The sequence below is a fragment of the Nonomuraea purpurea genome (assembly GCF_042650645.1).
GTDB lineage: Bacteria > Actinomycetota > Actinomycetes > Streptosporangiales > Streptosporangiaceae > Nonomuraea > Nonomuraea purpurea.
Window position 1 is genome coordinate 153811 of sequence record NZ_JBHSBI010000011.1, and the last position, 24097, is coordinate 177907.

The window sequence follows — 24097 nt, forward strand, 5'->3', positions numbered from 1 at the left end:
GCTCTCCTCACTGGACGACGACGCCACCTGTTGCGAAACCGTTTTCGCACTGGGCGCAGTGTGTGCGTCCGCCGAGGTCGCTGTCAAGGCGCACTTTCCGAACGACACGGCGTCCCGCGTTCGGGCGCCGGAGCCGTCCGCGAGGGGGGAGCCGGTCATTCACGCGCCTTGGGTACAATCGGCCAGTGCCGTCCAACCGCAAGGGCAGTGTTCGGCTGAGTGATGTGGCTGCGATTGCAGGAGTGTCACTCTCGACTGCCTCGAAAGTGCTCAACGGAACGGACCGGATTTCCGAGGCGACGCGTGCGCGGGTACTCGCCGTCGCAGAACGCCTCGACTTCAGGCCAAATGCGCTCGCGCGTTCCTTCGCGCTGGGCCGCAGCCGCACGATCGGTGTACTCACCCACCGGGCGGCGAGTACGTTTTCCGGGCCAGTGGTGATCGGCGCGGTCCTGCAACTCGGGAGGCTTCAACAAGCCGCCCTCGTCTTCGACGAAGACGTTCTCGTCCATCGCGAGATAACCGAAAGCATCCGCCAGTTCCAGGCCCGCAGAATTGACGGACTCATCGTCATAGGGGACGGACACGAGCGCCGATCACCGTCGATCACCCACCATTTCACCGTGCCGGTGACATACGCTTTCGCGGCCTCCGACCATCCCGAAGACGTCGTCTACCTGCCCGACAACGAAGGCGCGGGAGCTCTCGCCACTCGCCATTTGATCGAACGCGGGCGCACGCACATCGCCCACCTCACCGGCGATCCTTCGAGTATCGCCGTACGCCTGCGAGAGCGCGGCATGCTCACCGCGCTGAAGGAGGCCGGGCTCCGCCCCGTCGCCCCGACACGTCATGGCTCCTGGACCGAAGGGTCGGGAGTCAGAGCCATGCGGGAATTGCTCGACTCCGGAACGAAGGTCGACGCGGTGTTCTGCGGCAACGACCACATCGCCCACGGGGTGCTCAACGTCTGTGAGGCCAAGGGCCTGCGCGTCCCCCAAGACCTGGCGGTTGTCGGAGTCGACAACTGGGAGGGCATCATCGTCGATCAAGGGGTCCGGCGGCTGACGACAATCGACCTCGAACTCAGGACCCTGGGACAACTCGCCGCCGCGAACGTTCTCGCCGACGACCGCGCCCCGGGCGAACACTACGTCTCCCCCGCACTCGTACTCGGCCCGTCGTCCTGACGCGCTTGTGACCGGCCTGGATCGGCCCATAGGCGATCCATAGACGGCCCATAGATCTTGTTTGCCATCCTGGGCTCATCCACGTGGGAGGGCACGACTGATGGTGGGGCTTTCGATGATGTTCCTCGGCGTCGCTGCGGCAGAAGCGGCGGCGACGCGGGTGTCGGGTCCGCGAGATCGTGATCATCTTTATCTGACAGGTCTGTCGAACAGCAATTACCAGTAATAGTCGACTCTGGCTTTGGGATATGTATCAAGGGTGCTCATGTCTGCAAAAGCCGCCCTGTCGGAGCAATACAGTGAGAAGGGCGGGACGTGGACGTACGGATTCGCATCGCCGGCGCGGACGCAGTCGAGGAACTGGCCGCGTTCTGGGGGTGGCTCCAGGACGAGGAACTTCTGCGCGGTGAGGTCAGCCCGGCGCAGAAAGAGATCGGCCAGGAGGAACCCGGGGACGCGGTCGAGCTGATCACCGCGCTGCTGGGCTCCAGCGGGGCCGGACCTGCCCTGTCACGAGCGTTGGACACCTGGCTGCGCACCCGTCGCAGCGACGTCATGGTCACCGTCTCGGACGGGGAGCGCACCGTGGAGTTGGAAGCCGGAAACCTCAAGAACCTGCTCCGGGAGGTGCTCGGCGACGACGAGACTCCCTGACCCCTCGACCGTTCCCGCCCCCAGCCCTCCTGCCGGCGGGCCTGCTCATTCCGCCATGGCTTGGACAGCGGCATCCCAGCGCCACCCCCAGACCGCCCCAGCCACAGGGGCCCGTACCACCCCCGAGAGCTCTCCCCATCCGAGGATCTTCATCCGCGGGAGGGTAGCGGGGGCGCGAAGGCAACCCGGCTGTCGGACCTGGGCCCCGCCCAGTGTCATCCACCTGAAGTTGCCGGCAACATTTGGCGACGGATTCAAGGATCTTCCCCGACGTCCGGTCCCGATCGTGGACCACGAACCGCAGCCCTGACCAGCCCCGCCCAAACGGTGGCGGGACGGCATGACCTGCGCGAATGACATTGTCGGCAGGCGCAATGTCGAGATTGGGAGTGCTGGTCGGTATCTGGCGCAGAGAGGGAGGCGATGGACATCATCCTTGTCGCCGACCACCCGAACGCGCACATCAGGGGCCACCTGCACGTGAAACGGGCTGGAGCGGCGCCTGCATGTTCGCCAGGGAGACCAGGTTGCCACGGCTCTCCATTACAAGAGAGCGCCACATGTGTGATAGGCTGCCGGGCGTTGCAGTTATGGCACCCATAGTGACTTCATGCGCGCCTGACAGACATGATCGTCAGGCGCGTTTTCAGTTTACCGGTCTTCTCCGGATGGGCTCATCGCGGCGACACGAGAATTCACACGGAGTGAATTCTCCAGTTCCCTGCACATTTCTGAAGGAGATCGGCATGGCTACCGGAACCGTCAAGTGGTTCAACTCTGAAAAGGGCTTCGGCTTCATCGCGCAGGACGGCGGCGGCGCCGACGTCTTCGCCCACTACTCCAACATCGTCTCCAACGGCGGCTACCGCGAGCTGACCGAGGGGCAGAAGGTGTCCTTCGACGTCGTCCAGGGCCAGAAGGGCCCGCAGGCGGAGAACATCGTCCCCGCCTGATCTGGTACGCGCCATGAGGCAGGGCCCGCCCCCTTGGGGCGGGCCCTGTTCTCGTTCCACCCCAAGGTCGTCGCCCTGCGGAACGAAGCTGCTCGCTCGCCGAGGCGGAACAACTCCCGGAGTGGACCGAGCGTCAAGAAACTGTGGACGCTGCGTCAAGGACAGCGCGCGCACGCGGCAGCATACTGAATCTAGGCTGGCGGACGAATTCAGCCACATCCGGCGGCAGTCCCTGCCGGAGTGTCGACGTATCGTTCCCGAAAGGACCCGCCATGCCCCGCACGTACCGGCGCATACTCCAACGCACCGGTGTGGCCCTCGGTCTTGCGCTCGCCTCGACCATGTTTGCGGCCTCTCCCGCCTCGGCCCACGACCTGAGCTCCGTTGTCACTTCTGAGCAGGGGTGTGGCTGGCCGAACGGCAGCTATTCGGTGCTCGACTGGGCCGATATCCCCGACCGGAGAAACAACATCACCCTGGCAACCGGCTACCTGTTGTGGAACGGTCAATATCAGGAAAACTGTGTGGTCACCAAGAGGGTCGGTCAGGCGCACGGCGTCACCGGCTTCACGGAGGCCATTTTGGAGCGCCAGGGCAAGAACCCTGTATCTGACAGCGGGCAATACGCCCATTACGCGGCTGTCAGCGCCTACGCGGCGGGCACGTGCGTCAAGTGGTGGTCATCGATCCAGACGCTCGGTGGCGGACCAATTTGGGGTACCGGTCGTTCCAGCTGGGGCAATTGCAGCTAGCGACCCTTCCTTGCACCGAGCCTAGAAAGTGCTCCCGAACTCAATCCGAGTTCGGGAGCACTTTCTGGGTGAAGGCCGCTCGGTGGCTCAGGGGTTGCCGGCCGGCAGGGTCAGTACGACCTCAAGGCCGGCGCACCGGCTCTGTCAGGGCTGAATATTGATGAAGGGGTCCCAGTAGTAGTAACCCTGCTTCTCGCCCTTGTGGTTGAGAATCATGAAACTGAAGTTGTAGGTGACCGTCCCCGTGTCCAGGACCTCGCACTCCCAGTAGTAGCTGTTGATTTTCTGGGTGCTGGGATTCAACGGGTCCTGACTGTTCGGCAGCGGCTCGTTGAGAACCACCGACCTTGCTATGGGGGAGCTGATCAGGTTCTGTCCTGACAGGGCGTTGAACCTGTAGAGGATGCCGGTGTACTCGGAGTTCAGCGATAGCGTCGTCTCACGCCACCTGATGATGTCCATCGGGGAGGCGTTGACTGTCAGTTCGCTGCCCGGAGTGCTTCCGAGCTGGTTCTGCCGGGTGGTCATGTAGATCAGGTTGCTGCTGTCGGGGATCGACGTCGGGCTGTTCGGGTCGTTGTTCTTGCCGAACCTTCCGAGAATGGTTTCCGCATCGATGGCGATGAGGACGTTGATGAATTCCGACATACAGAAACTCTCCCTGTCGTGGCGGACAAAAACAGACCGTAGTCCAGAATCCAGCGACCACGACTCGACCGTCTATGCGGTCGATCGGTGGCGCACGCATCTCGAAGGCCGCTGGGCGAACGCCTCTACCATGATGTTTTCCGTGAAGTGTTGTCAAGAGCGCATATTGTGACATAAAAAGATCGTGTTATCCCGTAACACTTCACGCCGACGCGATGAGCAGCCGGGACGCGTCCGGGGGACCAAGAGAACGGCACCCCGCCCCGAACAGATGTGGCAGGTAAGACAGATGTGCATTACCGGGGCGTTCGCCTCCGGCTTGATTACATATCGCGAGTTCCGCGCCTGCCGAAAGACATTTAAGTGGCATGCGAATACTCGGGGAGGAATCCTTGGGTGAAGTACGATCATCCACCGTTCGCCTGCGAGGTGACGCGCTCAATGGCCTGGACGGCGACATCAGGCTCGTCGACGTAGACGTAGTGCCCGCTGTTCTTGGCCGTGCTCAGCTTGCTGCTGCCGGACAGTTCAAGCCACTTGCGCTGGCCCGCGGTCCACGCCTGCTCCAGACGCGGCCCGTACTGGGGGACGGCCGCGAGGTACTGCTTCCCATGCTGGATCACCTCCACCGGGATGTTCCCGGCAGAACGCACCTTCCCATCGGTGATGGCGAGCTTCTCCGGGTTCTTTCCCTGGAAGATCGCGAGGTTCTGTGCGCGCACCTCGGCCGCAGGGCCCGTGGCGGACTCAGGGATCGCCTTCGTGATGTCCTCGACCATGGTGGGTGACGTGGTGTCCAGCAGGACCAGCCCCTTGACCCTGTCCTGATGGTCGGGGGCGTACCTGGCGGCGATCAGCCCGCCCAGCGAGTGCCCGGCCAGGACGACCGGGCCGTCACCGGCGACGCGGTCGAGCACCCCGGTCAGAACCTTCCCAGTGCCGGCGAAGGTCTGCGGGCCGTCCGGCTGGTCGCTCGCGCCCGCGCCGAGCCGGTCGTAGGAGCAGACCCGGTTCTTCTGGCTCAGCGTCTTCTGGATGGCGGCCATCTTGTCCAGCCCGTCGCCCCCTCCGTGCATCAGCATGATGACCGGCTTGCCCTTCTCCGGGTCGCCGGAACAGGACACGTTCACCGATCGGCCCCCGACATCGATCTTCTTGGTTCCGGTGATCAGGTCGGCATCGGCTTTCCGCGTAGTGGAGGCGAAGGGGTCCCAGTCGTCCGTCGAGTCGGCCTCACAACCGGCGAGTCCCGCACCGATCACGGTGCAGCACAGTGCGGTCAGGACGGTTGCCTTGATCCTGCGGAACACGATGTCCTCCAATGAGCGAATTTATGCCGAGCGGCCGGAGCGCAGTGGCTATGGCCGTAACGCTATGGAATCGAGAGCTCCGGAATCGTCACCACATGGTGGACATTCGCCGGTAGCTCGCACGGGGGACAAGGGACGGCCTCGCCCAACGGTCACCAGGGCACCGCCGGTGCAGGCCGGTCGGGCAGGATCGCGATCGCCGTGCCAGGAGTGGCGCGCCACCGGCTGTCCCTTGACCAGCACGTCGAGGCGGCCGGCGCGGGCAGAAATGGTTTGTCCCCCGTGCGAGCTACCGGCGAGTGTCCACCGTGCGGTGACGCTTCGGGGGCCGTCGATTCCTTAACGTTTCGCCAGCCGCGCCGCTCCGGTCGCGGAAGCTCAGAAGGAGTCGTCATGCGACTGTTGAAGCAGTTGGTGGCCGTCGCCGCGGTCGCCCTCATCGGCGGCATGGGCGTGGGTGCGGTGCGGGGGAATCCGCTTCTCACCCTGGTCCCTCGCCGGCGCGGCACCCTGGCCGGCACGACCGCTACGCTCTCCCGGTGATCGACCTTCGCCGCGTCCCCGACCTGTGGCAGCGGTGTGACGTCACGGTACGGGACTTCCCGCTCGCGCTGCTGCTCATCATCGCCTCGTTCCTGCCGGTGCTCCGCGGCCAGGAGACGCAGGTCGGCGACCTTCCTGGGCGTCCCTTCGACGCGCTGGCCGCCGTGATTCTCGCCCTGGAATGCCTCCCCCTCGCCGTACGCCGGCGGTGGCCGGCCGTCTCCCTCATCCTGGTCTCGCTCGGCTTCGTCATCGCCGAACTCCTCAGCTACCACATGGTCGCGGGCAGCGCGATAGCCTTCGCGCTGCTGAGCGCGGGCGCCCATCTGGAACGCCACCGGCGCACCGCCGTGGCCGTCCTATCCGCCGCGTATGTGGCGCTGGCGGTCGCGCTCGACCAGCTCGGCTCGACCGAGGGCCTGGATGGATTCGTCACGTTCTACGTGATGCTGGCCGCGACGTGGTGCATCGGGTCCTGGCTGCGCTCCACCCGAGTCGCCGAGGCCGAACACCGCCTCCGCGTCGCCGAGGCCACCCGCACCGCCGAACGCACCCGCATCGCCCGCGAACTCCACGACGTCGTGACCCACCATGTGACGGCGATGGTCGTGCAGGCCGAGGCGGCACGCTACCTGACGGCCGTACCCGATCGTCTCGACGCGACCCTGGGCGCCATCACCGACACCGGCCGGCGGGCCATCACCGATCTGCGGCACCTGCTCGACCTGCTCAACCCCGACCACGACACCGACGGCAGGTCCCCGGCCGCCGGCGACCTGCGCACGCTCGTGGAGCAGACCCGGCAGGCCGGGCAGCCGGTGGAGTTCGCCGAGGAGGGCAGACCCGCCGACTCGATCGGCAGCGCCGAGATCGTCGCCTATAGGGTCGTACAGGAAGCCCTGACGAACGCCCTCAAATACGCCCATGGCAGCCGCACCGAGGTCCGCGTGCGCCATGGCGAAAAGGAGATCACCGTGGAGGTCAGCACCGACGGTTCCGGCTCGCGAAGCCGCTCCCCCGGCGGGAGCGGGCGGGGCCTGGCCGGGCTCCGCCAGCGGGTCGACGCGCTGGGCGGCGAGTTCAGCGCGGACCGGCGGGCGGACGGCGGCTTCGTCGTACGGGCGTACATCCCCGCGGGGAGCCCGTCATGAGCGCACCGGTCCGAGTCCTGATCTGCGACGACCAACCGCTGATCCGCACCGGGTTCGCGACGATCATCGACGCGCAGCCCGACCTCGAGGTGGTGGGCGAGTGCGGGGACGGTCGCGCCGCGGTCGACCTCGCCCGCCGGGTGAACCCCGACATGGTGGTGATGGACGTGCGGATGCCGGTCCTCGACGGCATCGAGGCGACCCGCCTGCTGGCCGGCGCGGGGGTGGCCAATCCCGTCAAGGTGCTCGTGGTGACGACGTTCAACCTGGACGAGTACGTCTACGAGGCGCTGCGCGCGGGGGCGAGCGGGTTCCTGCTCAAGGACGCCCCGCCGGCGCAGTTGCTGCACGGAATCCGCACCGTCGCGATGGGGGCCGCGCTGCTGGCCCCCGAGGTGACGCGGCAGCTCGTCGGCAGGTACGCGGCCCGGATCCGTCCCGCCCAGGGCACGCCGGACGACGTCGCGCTGACCCCGCGCGAACTGGAGGTGCTGCGCCTCATCGCCAACGGCCTGTCCAACAGCGAGATCGCCGCGACGTTGGTGATCAGCCAGGAGACCGTCAAGACGTACGTGTCGCGCATCCTCACCAAGCTCGACCTGCGTGACCGCGTGCAGGCGGTGGTGTACGCCTACCGCAGGGGCCTGGTGACCTGAGGCGGCCGTCACTCACCCGCGCAGGTCCTGAAGCCGTACGCGGCCGCGAAGGAGCGCAGCGCCTTCTCGTTCTCGTCGGGCTCCAAGGACTGCTCCACCGCTCTGGCCGCCTCGTCCTCCTTGCCCGCGCGCAGCGCCGCGTCCGCACGTCCGCTGAGGTCGCGCAGGCTCGCGGCCAGCGCCCTGGCCGGTGTGAAGAAGCCCTCCCGCACCCGCGGCGCGTCGCGGGCGGGAGGCTCGATCGCCTCTATCGCGGTGACGGTCCCGCTCATCGACTGGGCCACGCGGCGCAGTTCGTCCGCCTCCTCGCCCAGGTTCGCGGGTTCCTGCTGGTGGAGTTCCGACTGCTGGAACGCCTGTTCGCACACCGCGTCGACCGCGGCGATGTACTGCTTCTTGACCTCCGCGTACGGCTCCTCCGCCGCCGCCGAGACCGTCGTCCACAGCAGGAGGGCGACGACCGCCGCACCCCCGCTCCACACCAGGACGTGTCTTCCACGCGATCCCATCCGCCGTTCAGCTCCTTCGGGAAGAAGGCCCTTGACGCTGTCTCGGGCGCCAAGGGCGGACGTTCGGCCGGGCCGGATCCCGGCCCGGGATCAACACCGGATCCGGCGCTCCTGCGTGCGCTGGTACAGGGTGACCGCCTTGCTGCCGCGCAGGACCGAGTAGAGATGGACCTTCGTCTGGTTGCGGTAGAGCTGGCTACCGCCCGAGCACTTCCATGAAGGGGACGTCGTCACGGTGAACGCCGCCCTGCCCTTCTTCACCGTCGAGGTGGCCTTCGTCCGCCAGATGCCGAGCCCCCGGTACTGCTCCAGGGTCGTCTTGATCACGGCCTGCCTACCCCACTCGCCTTTCTCGCAGTGGACCTGCCGGCTGGTCGTGATGCGGTTGCCGCTCTTGTACGGGACCTTGATCCTGGACCAGCCTTTGCAGCGGTCGTGGTAACCCATCCTCAGATACGATTTCGCCGACCAGCCCGGCGCGGCGGCGGCGCTCGCCTCCGCCTGCGCCGACGCGGGTAACCCTGCGACGAGTTGCGCCGCCGCCACCCCGAGGACGAGAGCCGCTCCTGCGATACCTTTTCGTCCGAACATAGGATCTCCTTTCGAAATTCCCAGATGACCAGGCGAGGCGATTCTGTTCGCCTGCCGGCCGGGAATACCACTACTGTGGACGCCGATTTCCGGCAGCGGCAACACATTCGCTTTATCCAGCCGTCCAAACAATGTCCAACGCCATTAGGACAAATAGAATCCCCAGGTCAGAAGGTTTACTGAAGGGCAGGTCGAAAACCCTGACATGCACGCGATAAGGCGCCCTTCCAGAAGCTTTCTCACGTAGGGTGATCGGCTATGTTCATCCGGGCGCCTTACGGCTGAGGCTTTCCCAGGCGCGGTATTGCGCCGTTCGGGCCTCAAGGTCCTGCCGCACGATATCGAAGGACGCGCTTCCGACGATGAGACGCCGGGGCGGCTCCGGCAGGTCGACCAACTCCATGATCACGGGAGCCGCCGCGCTCGGGGCGGGACCGGCGTCGTCGCCCCACATCTCGGTCAGCTTGTCGCGCAGCTCCTGGTAGCGCGGGTCGGGTGTCGTCGCCGTGGTGCCCGCGGTGAACAGGCCGGTGTCGTAGCCGCCCATCTGGACGATGGTGAGCTTGACGCCGAACTGCTCGGTCTCCATCGCCACGGCCTCGGAGACCGAGTCGAGCGCCGACTTGCCGGCCGCGTACAGGCCGACCATCGGGAAACCACCGCCGGTGCCCATCGTCGTGACCTGCAGGATGTGCCCGGAGCCTTGGGCCCGCAGGTGCGGGATCACGGCCTGGGTGACCCAGAGCGCGCCGAAGAGGTTGACGTCGAAGTGGGCCCTGATCTGCTCTTCCGTCGCCTCCTCCACCATGCCCAGCAGCATGCCGCCGGCGTTGTTGAGCACGATGTCGAGCCTGCCGAAGGCCGCCGCCGCACGGTCCACGCCCTCGAACACGGCCGCGCGGTCGCAGACGTCAAGCGGCAGCCGTACTAGTTTGTCGGGATATTTCTGGGCAAGGTCGGCGAGCGGCTCGACGTTCCGCGCGGCCCCGACGACACGGTCCCCCGCCTGCAGCGCCGCCTCCGCGAACGCCCGGCCCAGACCTCGCGACGCACCCGTGATGAACCACACCCGGCTCATGGGCTCCACCTCCTCCTGTTCAGGTTCCTCTGTGGCGAGACAAGACGGTACGTCTCGCCAAACCGACTGTCAAGACGGAACGTCTCGTCTCATATTGGTGATACAATCCCGGGCATGGTCAAGCAGCCCAACCCCACCCGCCGCAGCGAGCGCTCCCGGCAGGCCATCCTCACCGCCGCCCGCGAGCTGATCTCCGAGGTCGGATACGCCAAGCTGACCATCGAGGCCATCGCGGCCCGGGCCGGCGTGGGGAAACAGACCATCTACCGCTGGTGGTCGTCCAAGGGCGCGGTGATCTTCGACGCCTTCCTGGCCCTGAGCGAGACCGGGCCCGAGCTGAGCACGGCGCTGCCCGACACGGGCGATGTGGAGACCGATCTCAAGGCAGTGATGCGGGCGACGGTGGCCGAGTTCGCCGACCCGGCGTTCGAGGGGCCGATCCGCGCGCTCAACACCGAGATCATCAACGACCCCGCCCTGGCCGCCCAGTATCGCGAGAAGCTGGCCGATCCGCTGGACGAGGCCAAGAAGACCCGGCTGCGCAGTGCGCAGCGGGCCGGGCAGCTCGCCGCGGACGCCGACCTCGACCTGGCGCTCGAGCTGCTGTACGCCCCCCTCTACCAGCGCTGGCTGCTCCGCTCCGGCCCTCTGACCCCGCAGTACGCCGACACCCTCGTCGACGTCTTCCTCAAGGCCATGCGGCCGGAAGGCAGACGTTCTTGACGCACCCGCGGACCGATAAGGTCAGAAGGCACAAATCGACCAGCGGGTCCGACCGGCTCGTACGGCAGGAGAGACGATGATGTACCCCCCGTCCGGCTCCGGGCCGGGGCCCCATCCCCCTCAGCCGCCCGCCGGGCATCCCCACCCCTACGCGCCGGGCCCCTACCAGCACCAATACCAGCAGCCACAGCCGCCGGCGCGGCCCGCGCGCAGCGCCTGGCGGGTCGCCGTGGGGTTGGTCGTCGCGGGCTTCGGCCTGCTGGCCGTGCTCGGCGGCGGCGCGCTCATCGCGCACGCCTACTCCAACAGCCAACAGACCATCCACAACCCTGAGTACTCCAGACAACTGTGGCGTAACGTGCCCGTCGAGACGCTGTTCCCGCCGCAGCTCGGCCGGGAGCACCCCGACAAGGGATATCGCATCCCGAACGACGAGCGCGGCTGGACCAGAGCCGCGATCTCCACCGACACCTCCTGCAAGGCGGCGCTCTCCGGCGCGCTGGCCCGGGAGGCCGCCGACCGGGGCTGCGTGGCGGCCATGCGCGCCACGTACGTGGACGACACCGGAGGGACGGCCGCCACCGTGGCGCTGGTCGCCTTCCGCGATGCTCGTGCCCGCAGCGATCTGCAGGAAATCGTGGATGATGCGCAGGAGAAGCCGGACCACACGGTGCGCGCCCTGGCCGCGCCCGGCACCCAGTGGAACGACTCCGCGCGCACCGGCAACGGCGGCCGGATCACCGGGGAGGCGCCCATATTCGTGGCGGTCACCACGGGACCGGCGGACGGCCGCAGGCCAGGACGGCTGCCGGAACCGTGGGGCAAGAGAGCGTTCCCGCAGAAGGAGGACCGCGCGGCGTGGGCGCACACCGCCCAAGGGCTCGCGGAAAGCCTCGCCACCCGGCTGAACGCCGAAACCCGGAAGGCAGGATCATGATCCGCAGGTTGGCCCGCACGGCCGCGCTCGTCGCCGGCCTGGTCGCGGCCACCTCCACGCCAGCCTTGGCCGAGGCGCCGCGGGGCTGGGAACAGCAGGCCATGAAGGTGCCCGCCGCGCAGCGGCTCGGGCAGGGCAAGGGGATCACCGTCGCGGTCCTGGACAGCGGGGTCATGGAGGACCATCCGGAATTCCGCGGACGGGTGACGAGCGGCCCCGACTTCATCGGCGGAGGCGCACGGCCGGGGCAGTCGTACTGGGGCGCGCACGGCACCTCCATGGCCTCCAGCGTGCTGCGGGTCGCCCCCCAGGCGCAGGTGCTCTCGGTACGGGTGATCTGGGACCATGAGGACCCGGCACGCAAGCGCGCGGAGGCCGCCACCAAGTCCGGCCGCATCGCCGCCGACGAGGAGAGCCTCAAAAGGGGCAACGCGCTGGCCAAGGGCATCCGATACGCCGTCGACAAGGGCGCCAGAGTGATCTCCATGTCCCTCGGCACCGACGAGTGGAACCTGGGCGACGCCTACGACGACACCACGGCCGCGGCCGTCGACTACGCCCTCGGCAAGGGCGTCATCCTGATGGCCAGCGCGGGCAACGGCGGATCCACCGACCCGCTGGAGGTCGACGCGAACAACGTCGTCGCCTACCCGGCCGCGCACCCGGGAGTGATCGCGGTGGCGGCGACGGGACCCGACGGCAAGCGGGCGGACTTCTCCCAGGTGCACACGTACAACACGATCAGCGCACCCGGCGTGGACATTTACTTCGCCAATAACCGCGGCGGCTACCGGACGGGAGAGGGCACCTCCCCCGCCTGCGCGCTCGCGGCGGGCACCGCGGCACTGATGTTGTCCCGCAATCCCGACCTGACGCCCCGGCAGGTGCGCGACATCCTGATTCGGACCGCCAAGAAGCCGGCGGGAGGCTACAACGTGTTCCTCGGGTTCGGGCTGATCGACGCGGCGGCGGCGGTGCAGGCGGCAGGCGCCGCCAAGGATGCCAAGATCGCAGCGGCCCCGTACAAGGGGAAGGAGTACTTCGGCGGCGGACCGGTCGCCTCAGCGAGCACCAACCCGCCGATCGACATGGGCTTCGTGACCGTGGGCGGCGGGGCCGCAGGAGTGGGGCTGCTGTTCCTGCTCGGCGCGGCGCTGCTGATGCGCCGGCCACGCGCGCGCCCCGCACCCGGCCGCCCGGCGGACGGCGCATTCGGGCAGGCAGCGCCTTATGGCCCACCAAGAAACATGGGATGAGCCGCCGGAGCCTTCAGGAAGGTTCGGTCCCGTGGGCGGGCAGGCGTAGCACGAACCGGGCGCCGCGCGGACTGTCTTCGGCGGTCAGGGTGCCGCCGTGGGTCTCGGCGATCTGCCGGGCGATCGGCAACCCGAGCCCGGTGCCGCCGACGTCCCTGATCCGGGACGCCTCCAGGCGCGCGAACCGCTGGAAGATGACCTCCCGCAACTCGGGGGCGACGCCCTCGCCGTCATCGCACACCTCCAGCGCCGCGACGCCGTCGGCGAGGGTCAGGGTCACGGTGACGGCGGAAGCGGCGTGCCGTTCGGCGTTGTCCAGCAGGTTGCTCAGCAGCCGGGCCAGCTTGATCCGCTCGCCGTCCACCACCACCATGGGGGTCAGACAGTGTCGCAGGGCGGCCTTGGCCGGGCGCCGGTCCAGCTCGCACCGCACCAACTCGCTCAGGTTGATCACCTCGTGGCGGCCGGTGACGCCCGCGTCCAGCCTGGCCACCTCCAGCAGATCGCCGACCAGCGCCTGCATCCGATCCACGCTCTCCAGCAGCGCGTGCCCGGCCTGCGGCCAGTCGGTGTCCTCCGGATACATCAGCGCCTCCTCGATCCTGGCCCGCATGGCGGTCAGCGGGCTGCGCAGGTCGTGGGAGGCGTCAGAGGCGAAGCGGAGTTGCTGTTCGACCGCCGACTGGGCCCGATCCAGGGTCCGGTTCGCGGTCTCGGCCAGGTCCCGCAGCTCGTCGCGGTAGGCGGGCACCGGCACCCGGGGGCCGAGGTCGCTGGCGGTGATCCTGGCCAGGTTGCTGGTGATCGCGCTCACCGGCTGAAGGGTCTTGCCCACGATCCGGTAGCTGCCCATGGCGCCGGCCCCGATCAGCAGCAGCCCGCCGACCGCCAGCGGAACCACCAGGGCGGTCTTGACGTACCAGGGAACGTCCGGGACGGCGAGGTCGAGCTGCCACACCCCGTCGGAGCGGTGGACGGGGTAGGCGATCACGATCGCGCACCCGCCGCCGAACAGCCGGCGGTCGCAGGAGGTGGCGGTGGCGTAGGCGTCGGGGTCGGGACGCAAGGTGGTCATCGGCGGCTTGCCCGCCATGCTGGGCGTGGCCGCGACCATGACGCCCGAGGGGTCGAACACCTGAAGCGCCTGCCCCCGCACGGAGGCGACCAGGGAGGAGGCGTCACTGTGGCGCAGGTGCCTGCCCAGTTCCACGGCGTGGGAGAAGAGCTGATCCTGCCGATCCTGGACCGTCGCCGCCCGGACCGACACCAACACGAATGCCGCCACGGCCGCACAGATGAGCGCCATCACCACGCCGGCCACGATGGCCAGGCGAGCCCGGATCGAACAGCCGCGCCACCGGCTCACCTCTGATCATCCTTCGTGATCGGGCACCCCCGTAAGGTCCCCTCGTCCCATCTCTAGCCAGCAACGGGGAGATTCATCGCCAGGAAAGAGCAAATATCCGGATCCATCGCTTCGGCAGGCTGGGGTCCGCAATGGGCCTTTTGTCGGCATGAGGGATGGTCCTGACTGAAGCTCGGCATCCGCGCCCATGGCATGGGCAGGGAGTTCCGGGCCGAGCGCTGCTCAGAAAGGGGACGACCATGTCGCCTGGGAAGAGGAAGCCGGATCTGCCGAGCCTGATGTTCGCCGAACAGCCTGACGGCAGCTACGTGACGTCGCTGCGGGGGCTGGCGGTGCTGCGGGAGCCGCTGCTGAACAAGGGCACGGCCTTCTCCTCGCAGGAGCGGGCGGAGCTGGGCCTGGAGGGCCTGCTGCCACCGGTGGTCGAGACCCTGGAGGAGCAGGTGCGGCGGGTGTATGTGCAGGTACGGGCACAGTCGACGAACCTGCTCAAGAACGTCTACTTGGAGGCGCTGCGGGATCGTAACGAAGTGCTGTACTACCGGCTCCTGAGCGATCACCTGCGCGAGATGTTGCCCATCGTCTACGACCCGACGGTGGCCGAGGCGATCAGAACCTACAGTTACCAGTACCGCCGTCCGAGAGGCGTGTACCTGTCCATCGACGACCCGGGCGGGATCGAGCGGGCGTTCAAGAACCTGGAGCTGAGCCCGGACGACGTCGATCTGATCGTGGCCTCGGACGCGGAGCAGATCCTCGGCATCGGCGACTGGGGGGTGGGCGGCGGCGCCGGGATCGCCGCCGGCAAGCTGGCCGTCTACACGGCCGCGGCGGGCATCGACCCCGCCCGGGTCATCCCGGTCGCCCTCGACGTCGGCACCGACAACGAGGCGCTGCTCAACGACATCGCCTACGTCGGCAACCGGCACTCCCGGGTGCGGGGCCGGCGCTACGACGACTTCATCGACGCCTACGTCACCACGGCCACCCGGATGTTCCCCGGCGCCCTGCTGCACTGGGAGGACTTCGGCCCGTCCAACGCCCGGCGGATCCTGGAGAAGTACACCGGGCGCATCTGCACCTTCAACGACGACATGCAGGGCACCGGCGCGATCGTGCTGGCCGCCATGCTCAGCGCCGTCCGCGTGTCAGGAACGCCGATGCGGGACCAGCGGATCGTCATCTTCGGCGCCGGCACCGCCGGCATCGGCAACGCCGACCAACTGCGCGACGCGATGATCCGCGACGGCCTGGACCACGACACCGCGACCCGGCGGATCTGGCCCATCGACAAGCAGGGCCTGCTCATCGACGACATGACCGACCTGCGCGACTTCCAGCGGCCCTACGCCCGTCCCCGGGACGAGGTCACCGGCTGGCCCCGGGGCGAGCGTGGCATCTCGCTGGCCGAGGTCGTCGACCGGGTCAAGCCGACGATGCTGCTGGGCACCTCCACCGCGCACGGCGCGTTCACCGAGAAGATCGTGCGCACGATGGCCGCAGGGGTCGAACGGCCGATCATCTTCCCGATCTCCAACCCGACCGAGCGGATCGAGGCGATGCCCGCCGACCTCATCCGCTGGACCGAGGGCCGCGCCCTGATCGCCACCGGCATCCCGGTCGAGCCGATCACCTACGACGGCGTCACCTACGCCATCGCCCAGGCCAACAACGCCCTGCTGTACCCGGGGCTGGGGCTGGGCGTGGTGGTCTCGCGGGCGCGCCGGGTCAGCCCCGGCATGTTCCAGGCGGCAGCGGAAGCCGTCGGGGGCCTGGTCGACGTCTCGGCCGCAGGCGCCTCGCTGCTGCCCCAGGTGGACAATCTGCGCGAGGTATCGGCCACGGTCGCCGTCGCCGTCGCCAACCGGGCAGCCGAGGAACACCTGGCCCGTACCACGCTGCGCGACACGATCCAGCAGGTCCAGGACGCCATGTGGCAGCCGAAGTACCGCCCCGTCCACGGGAACGGGCGATGAGCGCGCCCCACGTCCGCGACGTGCCGATCGGGCTGCACGCCACCGGCACCCGGACGGAGAGCGACTCCCTCGGCGAGATCAAGGTCCCGGCCGAGCACTACTGGGGCGCCCAGACCCAGCGGTCGCTGATCCACTTCGACATCGGCGACGACCGCATGCCCAAGGCCGTCTACCACGCCTACGGCTACATCAAGAAGGCGGCCGCGATCGTCAACGCCCGCGCAGGCCGTCTGCCCCAATGGCAGGCCGACCTGATCAGCCGGGTCTCCGACGAGATCATCCGCGGCGAGCTCGACAGTGAGTTCCCCCTGTACGTCTGGCAGACCGGCTCGGGCACCCAGTCCAACATGAACGTCAACGAGGTGATCTCCAACCGGGCGATCCAGCTGGTGGGCGGGCGGCTGGGCAGCAAGGACCCCGTGCATCCCAATGACCACGTGAACATGGGCCAGTCGTCCAACGACACCTTCGTCACCGCGATGCACATCGCCGCCGCCGAGGCCATCGACGATCACGTGCTGCCCGCCGTCTCCCGGCTGCGCGACGCCGCCGCCCGCAAGAGTCGCGAGTGGAAGCACGTGGTCAAGATCGGCCGCACCCATCTGGAGGACGCCACCCCGCTGACCGTCGGCCAGGAGTGGTCCGGCTACGCGGCCCAGCTCACCGATGCGATGGACCATCTCGAACGTACTCGTGGCGGACTGTTCCGGCTGGCGATCGGCGGCACTGCGGTCGGCACCGGGCTGAACGCGCCGCCCGGCTTCGGGCAGGAGGTGGCCGCGAAGATCGCCGAGCTCACCGGGCGACCCTTCACCAGCGCGCCCAACTCCTTCGCCGCCCAGGCCTCCTGCGACGACCTGGTACGCGCATCCGCGGCGCTGCGCGCCCTGGCCACGCCGCTCTTCAAGTTCGCCAACGACCTGCGCTGGCTGGGCTCCGGGCCGCGTACCGGACTGCATGAGCTGATCCTGCCGTCCAACGAGCCCGGGTCGTCCATCATGCCAGGCAAGGTCAACCCGACCCAGGCCGAGGCCATGCTGATGGTCGCCATCCAGGTGGCGGGCAATGACAGCGCCGTCTCGATGGCCGGCGCGGAGGGCAATTTCGAGCTGAACGCCTTCCGTCCGGTGATCATCAGGAACGTGCTGCACTCAGCGCGCATCCTGGCCGACATGATGGACCACTTCCGCACCTACCTGGTCGAAGGGGCCCGGCTGAACACGGAGAAGCTGCACCACAACATCGACCACTCGATCATGATGGTGACCGCGCTCAGCCCCGTCGTCGGTTACGACCAGGCCGCCCGCATCGCCCACTACGCCCTCGACAAGGGCCTGGCCCTCAAGGACGCCGCACTCCAGTGCGGCATCAGCGCGGACCTCTACGACAAGATCGTCGATCCCGAACGCCTCACCCGGCCGGGAGTGCCCAGTCCCGACGGCGGCACCCGGCGCTGACGAACAGCCGGGAGATCTCAGATGGAGGAAGAGGCGGCGCGGGCGAGGCTGTCTTCGATCTGCCGCAGGACTTTGAGGGCTTCGGACTGCTGGTCGGGGGTGAGGCCCGCGGCGGTGGCGGTTTCGAGTTCGGTCCAGATGTCCTCGATCTGCCGGCGGACGGCTCGGCCGGCGGGGGTGGCCTCGATGATGGTGGCGCGTTTGTCGGTGGGGCTGGGCCTGCGGCGGACGAACCCGGCGTGCTCCAGACGCTGGATGGTGCGGGTCATGGTGGCGGCGTCGGAACCGAGCATCCGGACGAGGTCGATCTGACGCTGGGGGCCGTGGTCCCACAGTTGCATCAGCACCAGTTCCTGGGCGGGATGCAGGCCGACGCGACGCAGGAGCTGGGCGGCGAGCATGCGGTGCAGGCGTGCCACGCGGACGATCGCGTGATTCATCGGCCCCGCCTGGACCGATGCGGGCAGCGGCGCGCACACCATGTCGGCGGCGCCGGGGTCCTTCGGCCTGCTCACGCGGGTCACCTCCCAGCCCGTTGATAGATGCTCAGACAGGCATGAGTCTACCGCCAGGCCGTGCGCGCGGGCCTCCCTACGCGTGGGGGAATGGTGGCGCAGGTCGCGCGAGGCCGGGAATGGGTTACGGTATTTACTTGTTCGAACAGGCAATCAGAGCCTATCGGGAATTGGTGAGCACATGAGCTTCAGCACCCGCAAGGGCACCCACGGCACCCGCCAGCCGTCAGGACCGTTGTTCCGGCTGATGAACCGGATCATGGCCCGGCGGATCCGCCGCAGGGGCGGTCAGATGATGGGATTCAACGCCCTGATCCTCATCACCGTGGGCGCCAAGAGCGGAGCCGAACGCAAGAACCCGGTCGGCTGGTTTCCCGGCCAGGACGGCAGCTACGTGATCGTCGCCTCCGCGATGGGCGCCACCGGCAATCCCGGCTGGTACTACAACCTCGCCGCCCACCCCGACAAGGTCACCATCGAGGTCGACGGCCGCACCATCCCCGTCACCCCCGAACAACTCCACGGAGCCGAGCGCGACCAGGCGTGGCAGCAGATCACCACCGCCGCCCCCCGTTTCACCTCCTACCAGGACAAGACCGACCGGGAACTGCCCGTCATCCGTCTGGCACCCCGCCCCGCCTGACCCAGGCTCAGGGCGTCCCGACGTCAAGGGCGATGGTCACCAGGCGATGGGGCCGAGGCGATCGATGAAGATCCCGGTCGGCCCGTCGGCGTCGATCGTCGCGAGCTTGACGATCGGGTCGGTGCCCTCGGTGACCGTCAACTCGCCGGTGTGATGGTTCATGTCGGTGGCGGTGAACTTGTGGTTGACGACTTCTCCGGGAGTGATCAGGTTGAACTTGATCTCCGGGAGCGCCTGGGCGTACCGGACGGTGATCATGTTCAGCGCCGCTTTCGACGAGCTGTAGGCGAGCTCGTGCAGTTTCGAGGCGGGCTGTTCCGGATCGGTCACGACCGCGAAGGTGCCGACGGCGCTGGACACCATCACCACCCGCGGATTGTCCGCCGCCCGCAGCAGGGGAAGGAACGCGTGCGTGACCCTGACCGGTCCGTACACGTTGGTGTCGTAGACGGAGTGAACCTCGTCAGCCGTCGCCTCCGCCGGCGCGACGGCCCTTCCCACGCCGGCGTTGTTGATCAGCACGTCCAGCCGGTCGGTGTGCTCACGGACGAGCCGTACGGCGTCCGTCACGGACTCCTCCGAGGTCACGTCCAGCGGGACCATGACCACGTTCGCGCCGCCGGCGGTCAGCTTGTCGGCGGCCGCCTGTCCCCGGCCTTCGTCGCGTGAGCCGAGGAAGACCGTCCATCCCCGTTCCCCGAGCCGCCTGGCCGACTCAAAACCGAGCCCCTTGTTGCCTCCGGTGATCAACACCGAGGTCTGTTCCGAATGCGTCATGCTCCCTGAGACGAGAGGCGCCGATGGCGCTGTGACACGGTGTGAGTAGCCTCACAATCAAGGCGGAGATGTCACTGGCGGGGTGGCTGTCTCGTCTTGAGGGTGCGGGCAATCATCGATCAAGGAGCGGATGATGAACCTCTCGCTGCGGATCGCCGCCGGTTCTGAACGGGCCGAGGGGCGCGGCTTCTCAGACACCGAGGCCGAGCGGGAGTTCAGGGGTTCCAAGGGATGAGCAGGGCCGAGGAGTTCCAGGAGCTGCGGCCGCTGTTGTTCTCGGTCGCCTACCGGATTCTGGGCAGCGTGAGTGAGGCCGAGGACGCGGTCCAGGAGACCTGGCTGCGCTTCGAGGCCGCCCCGGCCGAGCCCACGTCGGCCAAGGCATTCCTGTCGGCCACGGTGGCCCGGATCTCCATCGACGTGCTGCGTTCGGCCCGCGTCCGGCGGGAGAAGTACGTCGGACCGTGGCTGCCCGAGCCGCTGCTCGCCGACCCGTACCAGAACCCGGAGCAGGCGGCGGAGCTGGCCGACTCGGTGTCGACGGCCGCCCTGGTGCTGCTGGAGCGGCTGTCCCCGCTCGAACGAGCGGTCTTCGTGCTGCGCGAGGTGTTCGACTTCGGCTTTCCCGAGGTCGCGTCCGCCGTGGGACGCTCGGAGGCGGCGTGCCGCCAGTTGGCGGTACGGGCGCGACGCCACATGGCCGCGGGCCGGCCCCGTTTCGCCGCGGACCGCAAAGAGCGGGAAGAACTGGCGTCGCAATTCTTCGACGCCCTCCGCGAAGGCGACGTCGTCGGCCTGCGGAACCTGCTGGCCGCCGACGTGTCGATGGTCGGCGACGGCGGCGGCAAGGCCCCGCAACTGGCCAAGGTCCTCGTCGGCGCCCGGAACGTGGCCCGGCTGCTCGCCTCCGCCTTCCCCCGGATGGCCCTGATCGGGGTGACGGGCGAGCCGCACGAGCTCAACGGCCAACCGGGCGCGATCTTCCGCGACCGGGACGGCAGGGTGCTCCACACTCTGGCGCTCGATGTACTCGACGGGCGGATCCAGACGATCCACGCGGTGATCAACCCCGACAAGCTCGGGCACATGGGCCCAGTGGCGGACGCCTGGGCAATCGACCGCGAGGTAAGACGGGCACGCCGCCCCACGGGATAGCTGGTCCGTCACGCGCCGACGCCCTGCGGGGAGGGGCGGCCCGCGGTTCCTGCTTCTCGGACGAACGACAACACCACGGCGCCCACGAGCGGGCCCGCGGCCAGGGTCGCGAAGGCGGCGGAGAACGAGCCGGTGACCTGGTAGATCGCCCCCACCACGACAGGCACGGTGACGCTGCCCAACTGTGCCAGCGCGTTCATCGCGCCCGCCGCCGAGCCCGCCAGCGCGGTTCCCGACAGCCCTGGCACCATGGCGACCAGCAGCGGCGAGTACAGGTAGGCCCCCAGCCCCGCGACCGCCGCCATCGCCAGGAACGCCGACTCCGACTCCATGCCGCCGAACACCAGCAGGCAGCCCGCGAAGGCCACCAGCACCGCGACCGCCGGCCATTTGCGCCCTCGTCCTGCCAGGTCCGTGGCCAGGCCGATGACCGGCTTGCCCACCGCGCCCGCCGCCGCGAACACCACGACCACGGTCCCCGCCGCCACCGGGTCGATCCCGTGCCCCCTGACCATGAGGGTGTTGGACCAGGTCACGAACCCGTACGTGCCCCACAGCCCGCCGAAGCCGGCCAGGCCGAGCAGCATCAGGTCACGGTCGCGAACCAGGCCGCGCAGCGGCGGCAGCCGTACCGACAGCTCGCGCCGGTCGCGCAGCAGCGCCAGGCAGAGCAGGGCGAGCCCCATCGACACGACCCCGAACAGGTGGTAGGAGGACCGCCAGTCGTACGCCTGGATCAGCCGGGGCACGACCGCGTTGGCGATCATCGTGCCGAGGGAGGAGGCCATCGTGAACACGCCCATCGCCAGCCCGCGTTCCCGCTCCCCGAACCAGGAGGCGATGAGCTTGACGCCGGCCGCGAAGTCGGCCCCCGCGCAGAGCCCGATCAGCGCCTGCACCGCGATCCCCGCCCCGGCTGAGGACACGGATCCGAACGCCACCATGAACCCGCCTGCCGTGAACAGCGACCCCGACAGCACGACCCGGCTCCCGATCCGGTCGCCGAGCAGCCCGCCGCCGACGTTGGACAGCACGTACCCGACGTAGTACGCGGTCGCGAACGCCCCCAGCCCTGCCAGCGACACCCCCAGCGCCGCGCCCGCCTGCAGCGACGCGGGCCCCCACGTGGAGCGGTCGACGGAGGTCATGGTGAGCGAGGCCCAGCAGAGCAGCAACACGACCCACCGGCGCCGGGACCTCCCCTCGACGGAAAGTGACGCTGCGTAGTCGCTCACACACGCAGACGTTACAGGCCGAGCAGGGCGTCGGCCCCCGGATCACGCTTCTCACCGAGGACACTCAAGAGAAATTGCGACAAATGTCACATTTGATGGATATTTCTCCCAAGGCGGGCAGCATAGCCGGTCGGGGGAATTGACATGTGTGGCATATGCGGATGGGTGGACTTCGAGCGGGACCTGCGGGAAGCCAAGGAGACCGCGCAGGCCATGACGGACACGATGGCCTGCCGCGGCCCCGACGACGAAGGGCTCTGGACGGCGCCGCACGCCGCCATCGGCCACCGCAGGCTCGCGATCATCGACCTCTCGGGCGGCCGCCAGCCGATGGTCACCGACGAGGAAGGGCGTCCGCCGGCCGTCCTCACCTACAGCGGTGAGGTGTACAACTACCGCGAACTGCGCGCGGAGCTGACCGCCCGAGGTCACCGCTTCCGCACCCAGAGCGACACGGAGGTCGTCCTGCGCGCCTACGTCGAGTGGGGCGAGGACCTCGCCGGCCACCTCAACGGCATGTACGCCTTCGCCGTCTGGGACGCCCTGCGCGAGCAGTTGCTGCTGGTCCGCGACCGTATGGGCATCAAACCGCTGTACTACTACCCGACGCCGCACGGCGTGCTGTTCGGCTCGGAACCGAAGGCGATCCTCGCCAACCCGCTCGCCCGGCGCGTGGTCGACGCCGACGGGCTGCGCGAGCTGATGGCGTTCGTCAAGACGCCGGAGCAGGCGATCTTCCGCGGCATGTACGAGGTCCGCCCCGGCCAGCTCGTACGGGTGAGCCGCGACGGCATCGTCAAGCGCCGCTACTGGCAGCTCGAATCCCACGAGCACCCGGACGACATCGACCTCACGGTCAAGACCGTACGCGACCTGCTGGACGACATCGTCACCCGCCAGCTCATCAGCGACGTGCCGCGATGCGCGCTGTTGTCCGGCGGCCTCGACTCCAGCACGATCACCGCGCTCGCCGCCAAGCACCTGCGGGAGCAGGGGCATGGCACCGTCCGCTCGTTCGCCGTCGACTTCGCCGGCTACGCCGAGCACTTCAAGCCCGATCTCACCCGTTCGACGCCCGACACGCCGTACGTGCACGAGCTGGCCCGCCACGTCGGCGCCGACCACACCGACATCGTGCTCGACTCGGCGGAGCTGATGAAAGCGGCCGTGCGCGCCGCCGTGCTGGGCGCCCGTGACCTGCCGATCGGCATCGGCGACATGGACAGCTCGCTCTACCTGCTGTTCCGGGCGATCAGGGAGCACTCGACGGTAGCGCTGTCAGGGGAGTCGGCCGACGAGGTGTTCGGCGGCTACCGGTGGTTCCACGACCCCGAGTCGGTCGGGGCCGACACCTTCCCGTGGCTCGCCGGCGGGTTCCCCGCCGACCACACCGGGGTGGAGCGACTGCTCGCCGACGAGGCGGCGCGCGTCCTCGACCTCCCCCGCTACCAGGACGAACGCTACCGGCAGGCGCTCGCCGAGGTGCCCAGGCTGCCCGGCGAGCACGGGCACGAGCGGCGGATGCGCGAGATCAGTTACCTGAACCTCACCCGGTTCGTACAGATCCTGCTCGACCGCAAGGACCGGATGAGCATGGCCGTCGGGCTGGAGGTCCGGGTGCCGTTCTGCGACCACCGGCTGGTCCAGTACGTCTTCAACACCCCGTGGGCGGTCAAGACCTTCGACGGGCGGGAGAAGAGCCTGCTGCGCGCGGCCGCCGCCGACCTGCTGCCCGAGGCCGTGCTCCGGCGCGTGAAGAGCCCGTACCCGGCCACCCAGGACCCGGCGTACGAGCGGGCGCTGAAGGACGAGGCGCGGGCGCTGCTGCGGCGGGACGACCCGCCCTGCGCCAGACTGATCGACCCGGACAAGGCGTGGGCGGCGGTCGACCGGCCTGTGGGCGAGACCAGCGTCCCCGCCAACCGTTCCCCGCTGGAGCACATGCTGCAACTCGACGCATGGCTGAGGAACTACCAGGTGGAGATCGTCCTCTGAGCCGTGGGGTGCGGCTTCGACAGATAG

24 protein-coding genes are annotated in these 24097 nt (G+C 68.5%); 15 read left to right on the top strand and 9 right to left on the bottom strand.

Annotated elements, in window-relative coordinates; all coding sequences use genetic code 11:
- The first annotated feature begins 185 nt into the window (after window positions 1-185).
- The 4 genes from ACFOY2_RS22745 to ACFOY2_RS22760 all read left to right on the top strand — a co-directional run bounded on the left by ACFOY2_RS22745 (window position 186) and on the right by ACFOY2_RS22760 (window position 3549).
- Entirely contained in the window at window positions 186-1190 is a 1005-nt protein-coding gene (locus tag ACFOY2_RS22745) for a LacI family DNA-binding transcriptional regulator (RefSeq protein ID WP_379530088.1), read from the top strand.
- 315 nt (window positions 1191-1505) lie between these two features.
- Complete coding sequence (locus ACFOY2_RS22750; RefSeq protein WP_379530089.1) at window positions 1506-1844, top strand: effector-associated constant component EACC1; 339 nt, start codon at window positions 1506-1508, stop codon at window positions 1842-1844.
- Between the two features lie 746 nt (window positions 1845-2590).
- On the top strand, window positions 2591-2797 hold the full coding sequence (locus tag ACFOY2_RS22755; RefSeq protein ID WP_349447250.1) for a cold-shock protein: 207 nt from the start codon (window positions 2591-2593) through the stop codon (window positions 2795-2797).
- Window positions 2798-3069: 272 nt separating this feature from the next.
- Window positions 3070-3549, top strand: coding sequence for a hypothetical protein (locus tag ACFOY2_RS22760; RefSeq protein WP_379530090.1), 480 nt, complete (start codon window positions 3070-3072; stop codon window positions 3547-3549).
- A gap of 144 nt (window positions 3550-3693) precedes the next feature.
- Here ACFOY2_RS22760 and ACFOY2_RS22765 read toward each other — a convergent pair whose 3' ends face one another.
- Both ACFOY2_RS22765 and ACFOY2_RS22770 read right to left on the bottom strand, forming a co-directional pair.
- Window positions 3694-4197 (bottom strand): inclusion body family protein, encoded by a 504-nt coding sequence (locus tag ACFOY2_RS22765; protein ID WP_379530091.1) that lies wholly within the window; start codon window positions 4195-4197, stop codon window positions 3694-3696.
- A gap of 407 nt (window positions 4198-4604) precedes the next feature.
- On the bottom strand, window positions 4605-5519 hold the full coding sequence (locus tag ACFOY2_RS22770; protein ID WP_379530092.1) for an alpha/beta fold hydrolase: 915 nt from the start codon (window positions 5517-5519) through the stop codon (window positions 4605-4607).
- Between the two features lie 381 nt (window positions 5520-5900).
- Here ACFOY2_RS22770 and ACFOY2_RS22775 point away from each other — a divergent pair, with 381 nt between their 5' ends.
- The 3 genes from ACFOY2_RS22775 to ACFOY2_RS22785 are packed head-to-tail and all read left to right on the top strand — an operon-like array spanning window position 5901 to window position 7857.
- Window positions 5901-6050 carry a hypothetical protein gene (locus ACFOY2_RS22775; protein WP_379530093.1) on the top strand — a complete coding sequence of 50 codons (150 nt, stop codon included), beginning with the start codon at window positions 5901-5903 and terminating at the stop codon, window positions 6048-6050.
- On the top strand, window positions 6047-7201 hold the full coding sequence (locus ACFOY2_RS22780) for a sensor histidine kinase (protein ID WP_379530094.1): 1155 nt from the start codon (window positions 6047-6049) through the stop codon (window positions 7199-7201). The genes ACFOY2_RS22775 and ACFOY2_RS22780 overlap by 4 nt, the downstream gene beginning before the upstream one ends.
- Window positions 7198-7857, top strand: coding sequence for a response regulator (locus ACFOY2_RS22785; RefSeq protein ID WP_379530095.1), 660 nt, complete (start codon window positions 7198-7200; stop codon window positions 7855-7857). The genes ACFOY2_RS22780 and ACFOY2_RS22785 overlap by 4 nt, the downstream gene beginning before the upstream one ends.
- An 8-nt stretch (window positions 7858-7865) precedes the next feature.
- Here ACFOY2_RS22785 and ACFOY2_RS22790 read toward each other — a convergent pair whose 3' ends face one another.
- The 3 genes from ACFOY2_RS22790 to ACFOY2_RS22800 form a co-directional block, all read right to left on the bottom strand.
- On the bottom strand, window positions 7866-8366 hold the full coding sequence (locus ACFOY2_RS22790; protein WP_379530096.1) for a hypothetical protein: 501 nt from the start codon (window positions 8364-8366) through the stop codon (window positions 7866-7868).
- A gap of 90 nt (window positions 8367-8456) precedes the next feature.
- Window positions 8457-8957 (bottom strand): hypothetical protein, encoded by a 501-nt coding sequence (locus tag ACFOY2_RS22795; protein WP_379530097.1) that lies wholly within the window; start codon window positions 8955-8957, stop codon window positions 8457-8459.
- A gap of 262 nt (window positions 8958-9219) precedes the next feature.
- Complete coding sequence (locus tag ACFOY2_RS22800) at window positions 9220-10035, bottom strand: SDR family NAD(P)-dependent oxidoreductase (RefSeq protein ID WP_379530098.1); 816 nt, start codon at window positions 10033-10035, stop codon at window positions 9220-9222.
- Between the two features lie 114 nt (window positions 10036-10149).
- Between ACFOY2_RS22800 and ACFOY2_RS22805 the strand changes: the two genes are divergently transcribed.
- The 3 genes from ACFOY2_RS22805 to ACFOY2_RS22815 all read left to right on the top strand — a co-directional run bounded on the left by ACFOY2_RS22805 (window position 10150) and on the right by ACFOY2_RS22815 (window position 12951).
- The gene (locus ACFOY2_RS22805) at window positions 10150-10758 is read left to right on the top strand and encodes a TetR/AcrR family transcriptional regulator (RefSeq protein WP_379530099.1); all 609 of its coding nucleotides are present in this window, start codon (window positions 10150-10152) and stop codon (window positions 10756-10758) included.
- Between the two features lie 76 nt (window positions 10759-10834).
- The gene (locus ACFOY2_RS22810; RefSeq protein ID WP_379530100.1) at window positions 10835-11695 is read left to right on the top strand and encodes a hypothetical protein; all 861 of its coding nucleotides are present in this window, start codon (window positions 10835-10837) and stop codon (window positions 11693-11695) included.
- Window positions 11692-12951, top strand: coding sequence for a S8 family serine peptidase (locus ACFOY2_RS22815; protein WP_379530101.1), 1260 nt, complete (start codon window positions 11692-11694; stop codon window positions 12949-12951). Before ACFOY2_RS22810 ends, ACFOY2_RS22815 begins: the two co-directional genes overlap by 4 nt.
- A gap of 13 nt (window positions 12952-12964) precedes the next feature.
- Here the strand turns inward: ACFOY2_RS22815 and ACFOY2_RS22820 are convergent, their stop codons facing one another.
- Window positions 12965-14317 (bottom strand): sensor histidine kinase, encoded by a 1353-nt coding sequence (locus ACFOY2_RS22820; protein ID WP_379530102.1) that lies wholly within the window; start codon window positions 14315-14317, stop codon window positions 12965-12967.
- 239 nt (window positions 14318-14556) lie between these two features.
- Between ACFOY2_RS22820 and ACFOY2_RS22825 the strand changes: the two genes are divergently transcribed.
- Both ACFOY2_RS22825 and ACFOY2_RS22830 read left to right on the top strand, forming a co-directional pair.
- Window positions 14557-16293 (top strand): NAD-dependent malic enzyme, encoded by a 1737-nt coding sequence (locus ACFOY2_RS22825; protein ID WP_379530103.1) that lies wholly within the window; start codon window positions 14557-14559, stop codon window positions 16291-16293.
- The gene (locus ACFOY2_RS22830) at window positions 16290-17750 is read left to right on the top strand and encodes a class II fumarate hydratase (RefSeq protein ID WP_379530104.1); all 1461 of its coding nucleotides are present in this window, start codon (window positions 16290-16292) and stop codon (window positions 17748-17750) included. The genes ACFOY2_RS22825 and ACFOY2_RS22830 overlap by 4 nt, the downstream gene beginning before the upstream one ends.
- A 17-nt stretch (window positions 17751-17767) precedes the next feature.
- On the opposite strand, the gene ACFOY2_RS22835 is transcribed toward ACFOY2_RS22830, so the two are convergent.
- Window positions 17768-18265 carry a MarR family winged helix-turn-helix transcriptional regulator gene (locus tag ACFOY2_RS22835; protein WP_379530105.1) on the bottom strand — a complete coding sequence of 166 codons (498 nt, stop codon included), beginning with the start codon at window positions 18263-18265 and terminating at the stop codon, window positions 17768-17770.
- A gap of 181 nt (window positions 18266-18446) precedes the next feature.
- On the opposite strand from ACFOY2_RS22835, the gene ACFOY2_RS22840 reads away from it, so the two are divergent.
- Window positions 18447-18908 carry a nitroreductase/quinone reductase family protein gene (locus tag ACFOY2_RS22840; RefSeq protein ID WP_379530106.1) on the top strand — a complete coding sequence of 154 codons (462 nt, stop codon included), beginning with the start codon at window positions 18447-18449 and terminating at the stop codon, window positions 18906-18908.
- Between the two features lie 36 nt (window positions 18909-18944).
- On the opposite strand, the gene ACFOY2_RS22845 is transcribed toward ACFOY2_RS22840, so the two are convergent.
- Window positions 18945-19685, bottom strand: a complete 741-nt coding sequence (locus ACFOY2_RS22845) for an SDR family NAD(P)-dependent oxidoreductase (RefSeq protein ID WP_379530107.1) — start codon at window positions 19683-19685, stop codon at window positions 18945-18947.
- A 231-nt stretch (window positions 19686-19916) separates the two neighbouring features.
- On the opposite strand from ACFOY2_RS22845, the gene ACFOY2_RS22850 reads away from it, so the two are divergent.
- Complete coding sequence (locus ACFOY2_RS22850; protein WP_379530108.1) at window positions 19917-20840, top strand: RNA polymerase sigma-70 factor; 924 nt, start codon at window positions 19917-19919, stop codon at window positions 20838-20840.
- Between the two features lie 8 nt (window positions 20841-20848).
- Here the strand turns inward: ACFOY2_RS22850 and ACFOY2_RS22855 are convergent, their stop codons facing one another.
- Window positions 20849-22075: an MFS transporter gene (locus tag ACFOY2_RS22855; RefSeq protein WP_379530109.1), complete on the bottom strand. Its 1227-nt coding sequence runs from the start codon at window positions 22073-22075 to the stop codon at window positions 20849-20851.
- A 144-nt stretch (window positions 22076-22219) separates the two neighbouring features.
- Here ACFOY2_RS22855 and asnB point away from each other — a divergent pair, with 144 nt between their 5' ends.
- The gene (asnB, locus tag ACFOY2_RS22860) at window positions 22220-24070 is read left to right on the top strand and encodes an asparagine synthase (glutamine-hydrolyzing) (RefSeq protein WP_379530110.1); all 1851 of its coding nucleotides are present in this window, start codon (window positions 22220-22222) and stop codon (window positions 24068-24070) included.
- Window positions 24071-24097: the final 27 nt, after the last annotated feature.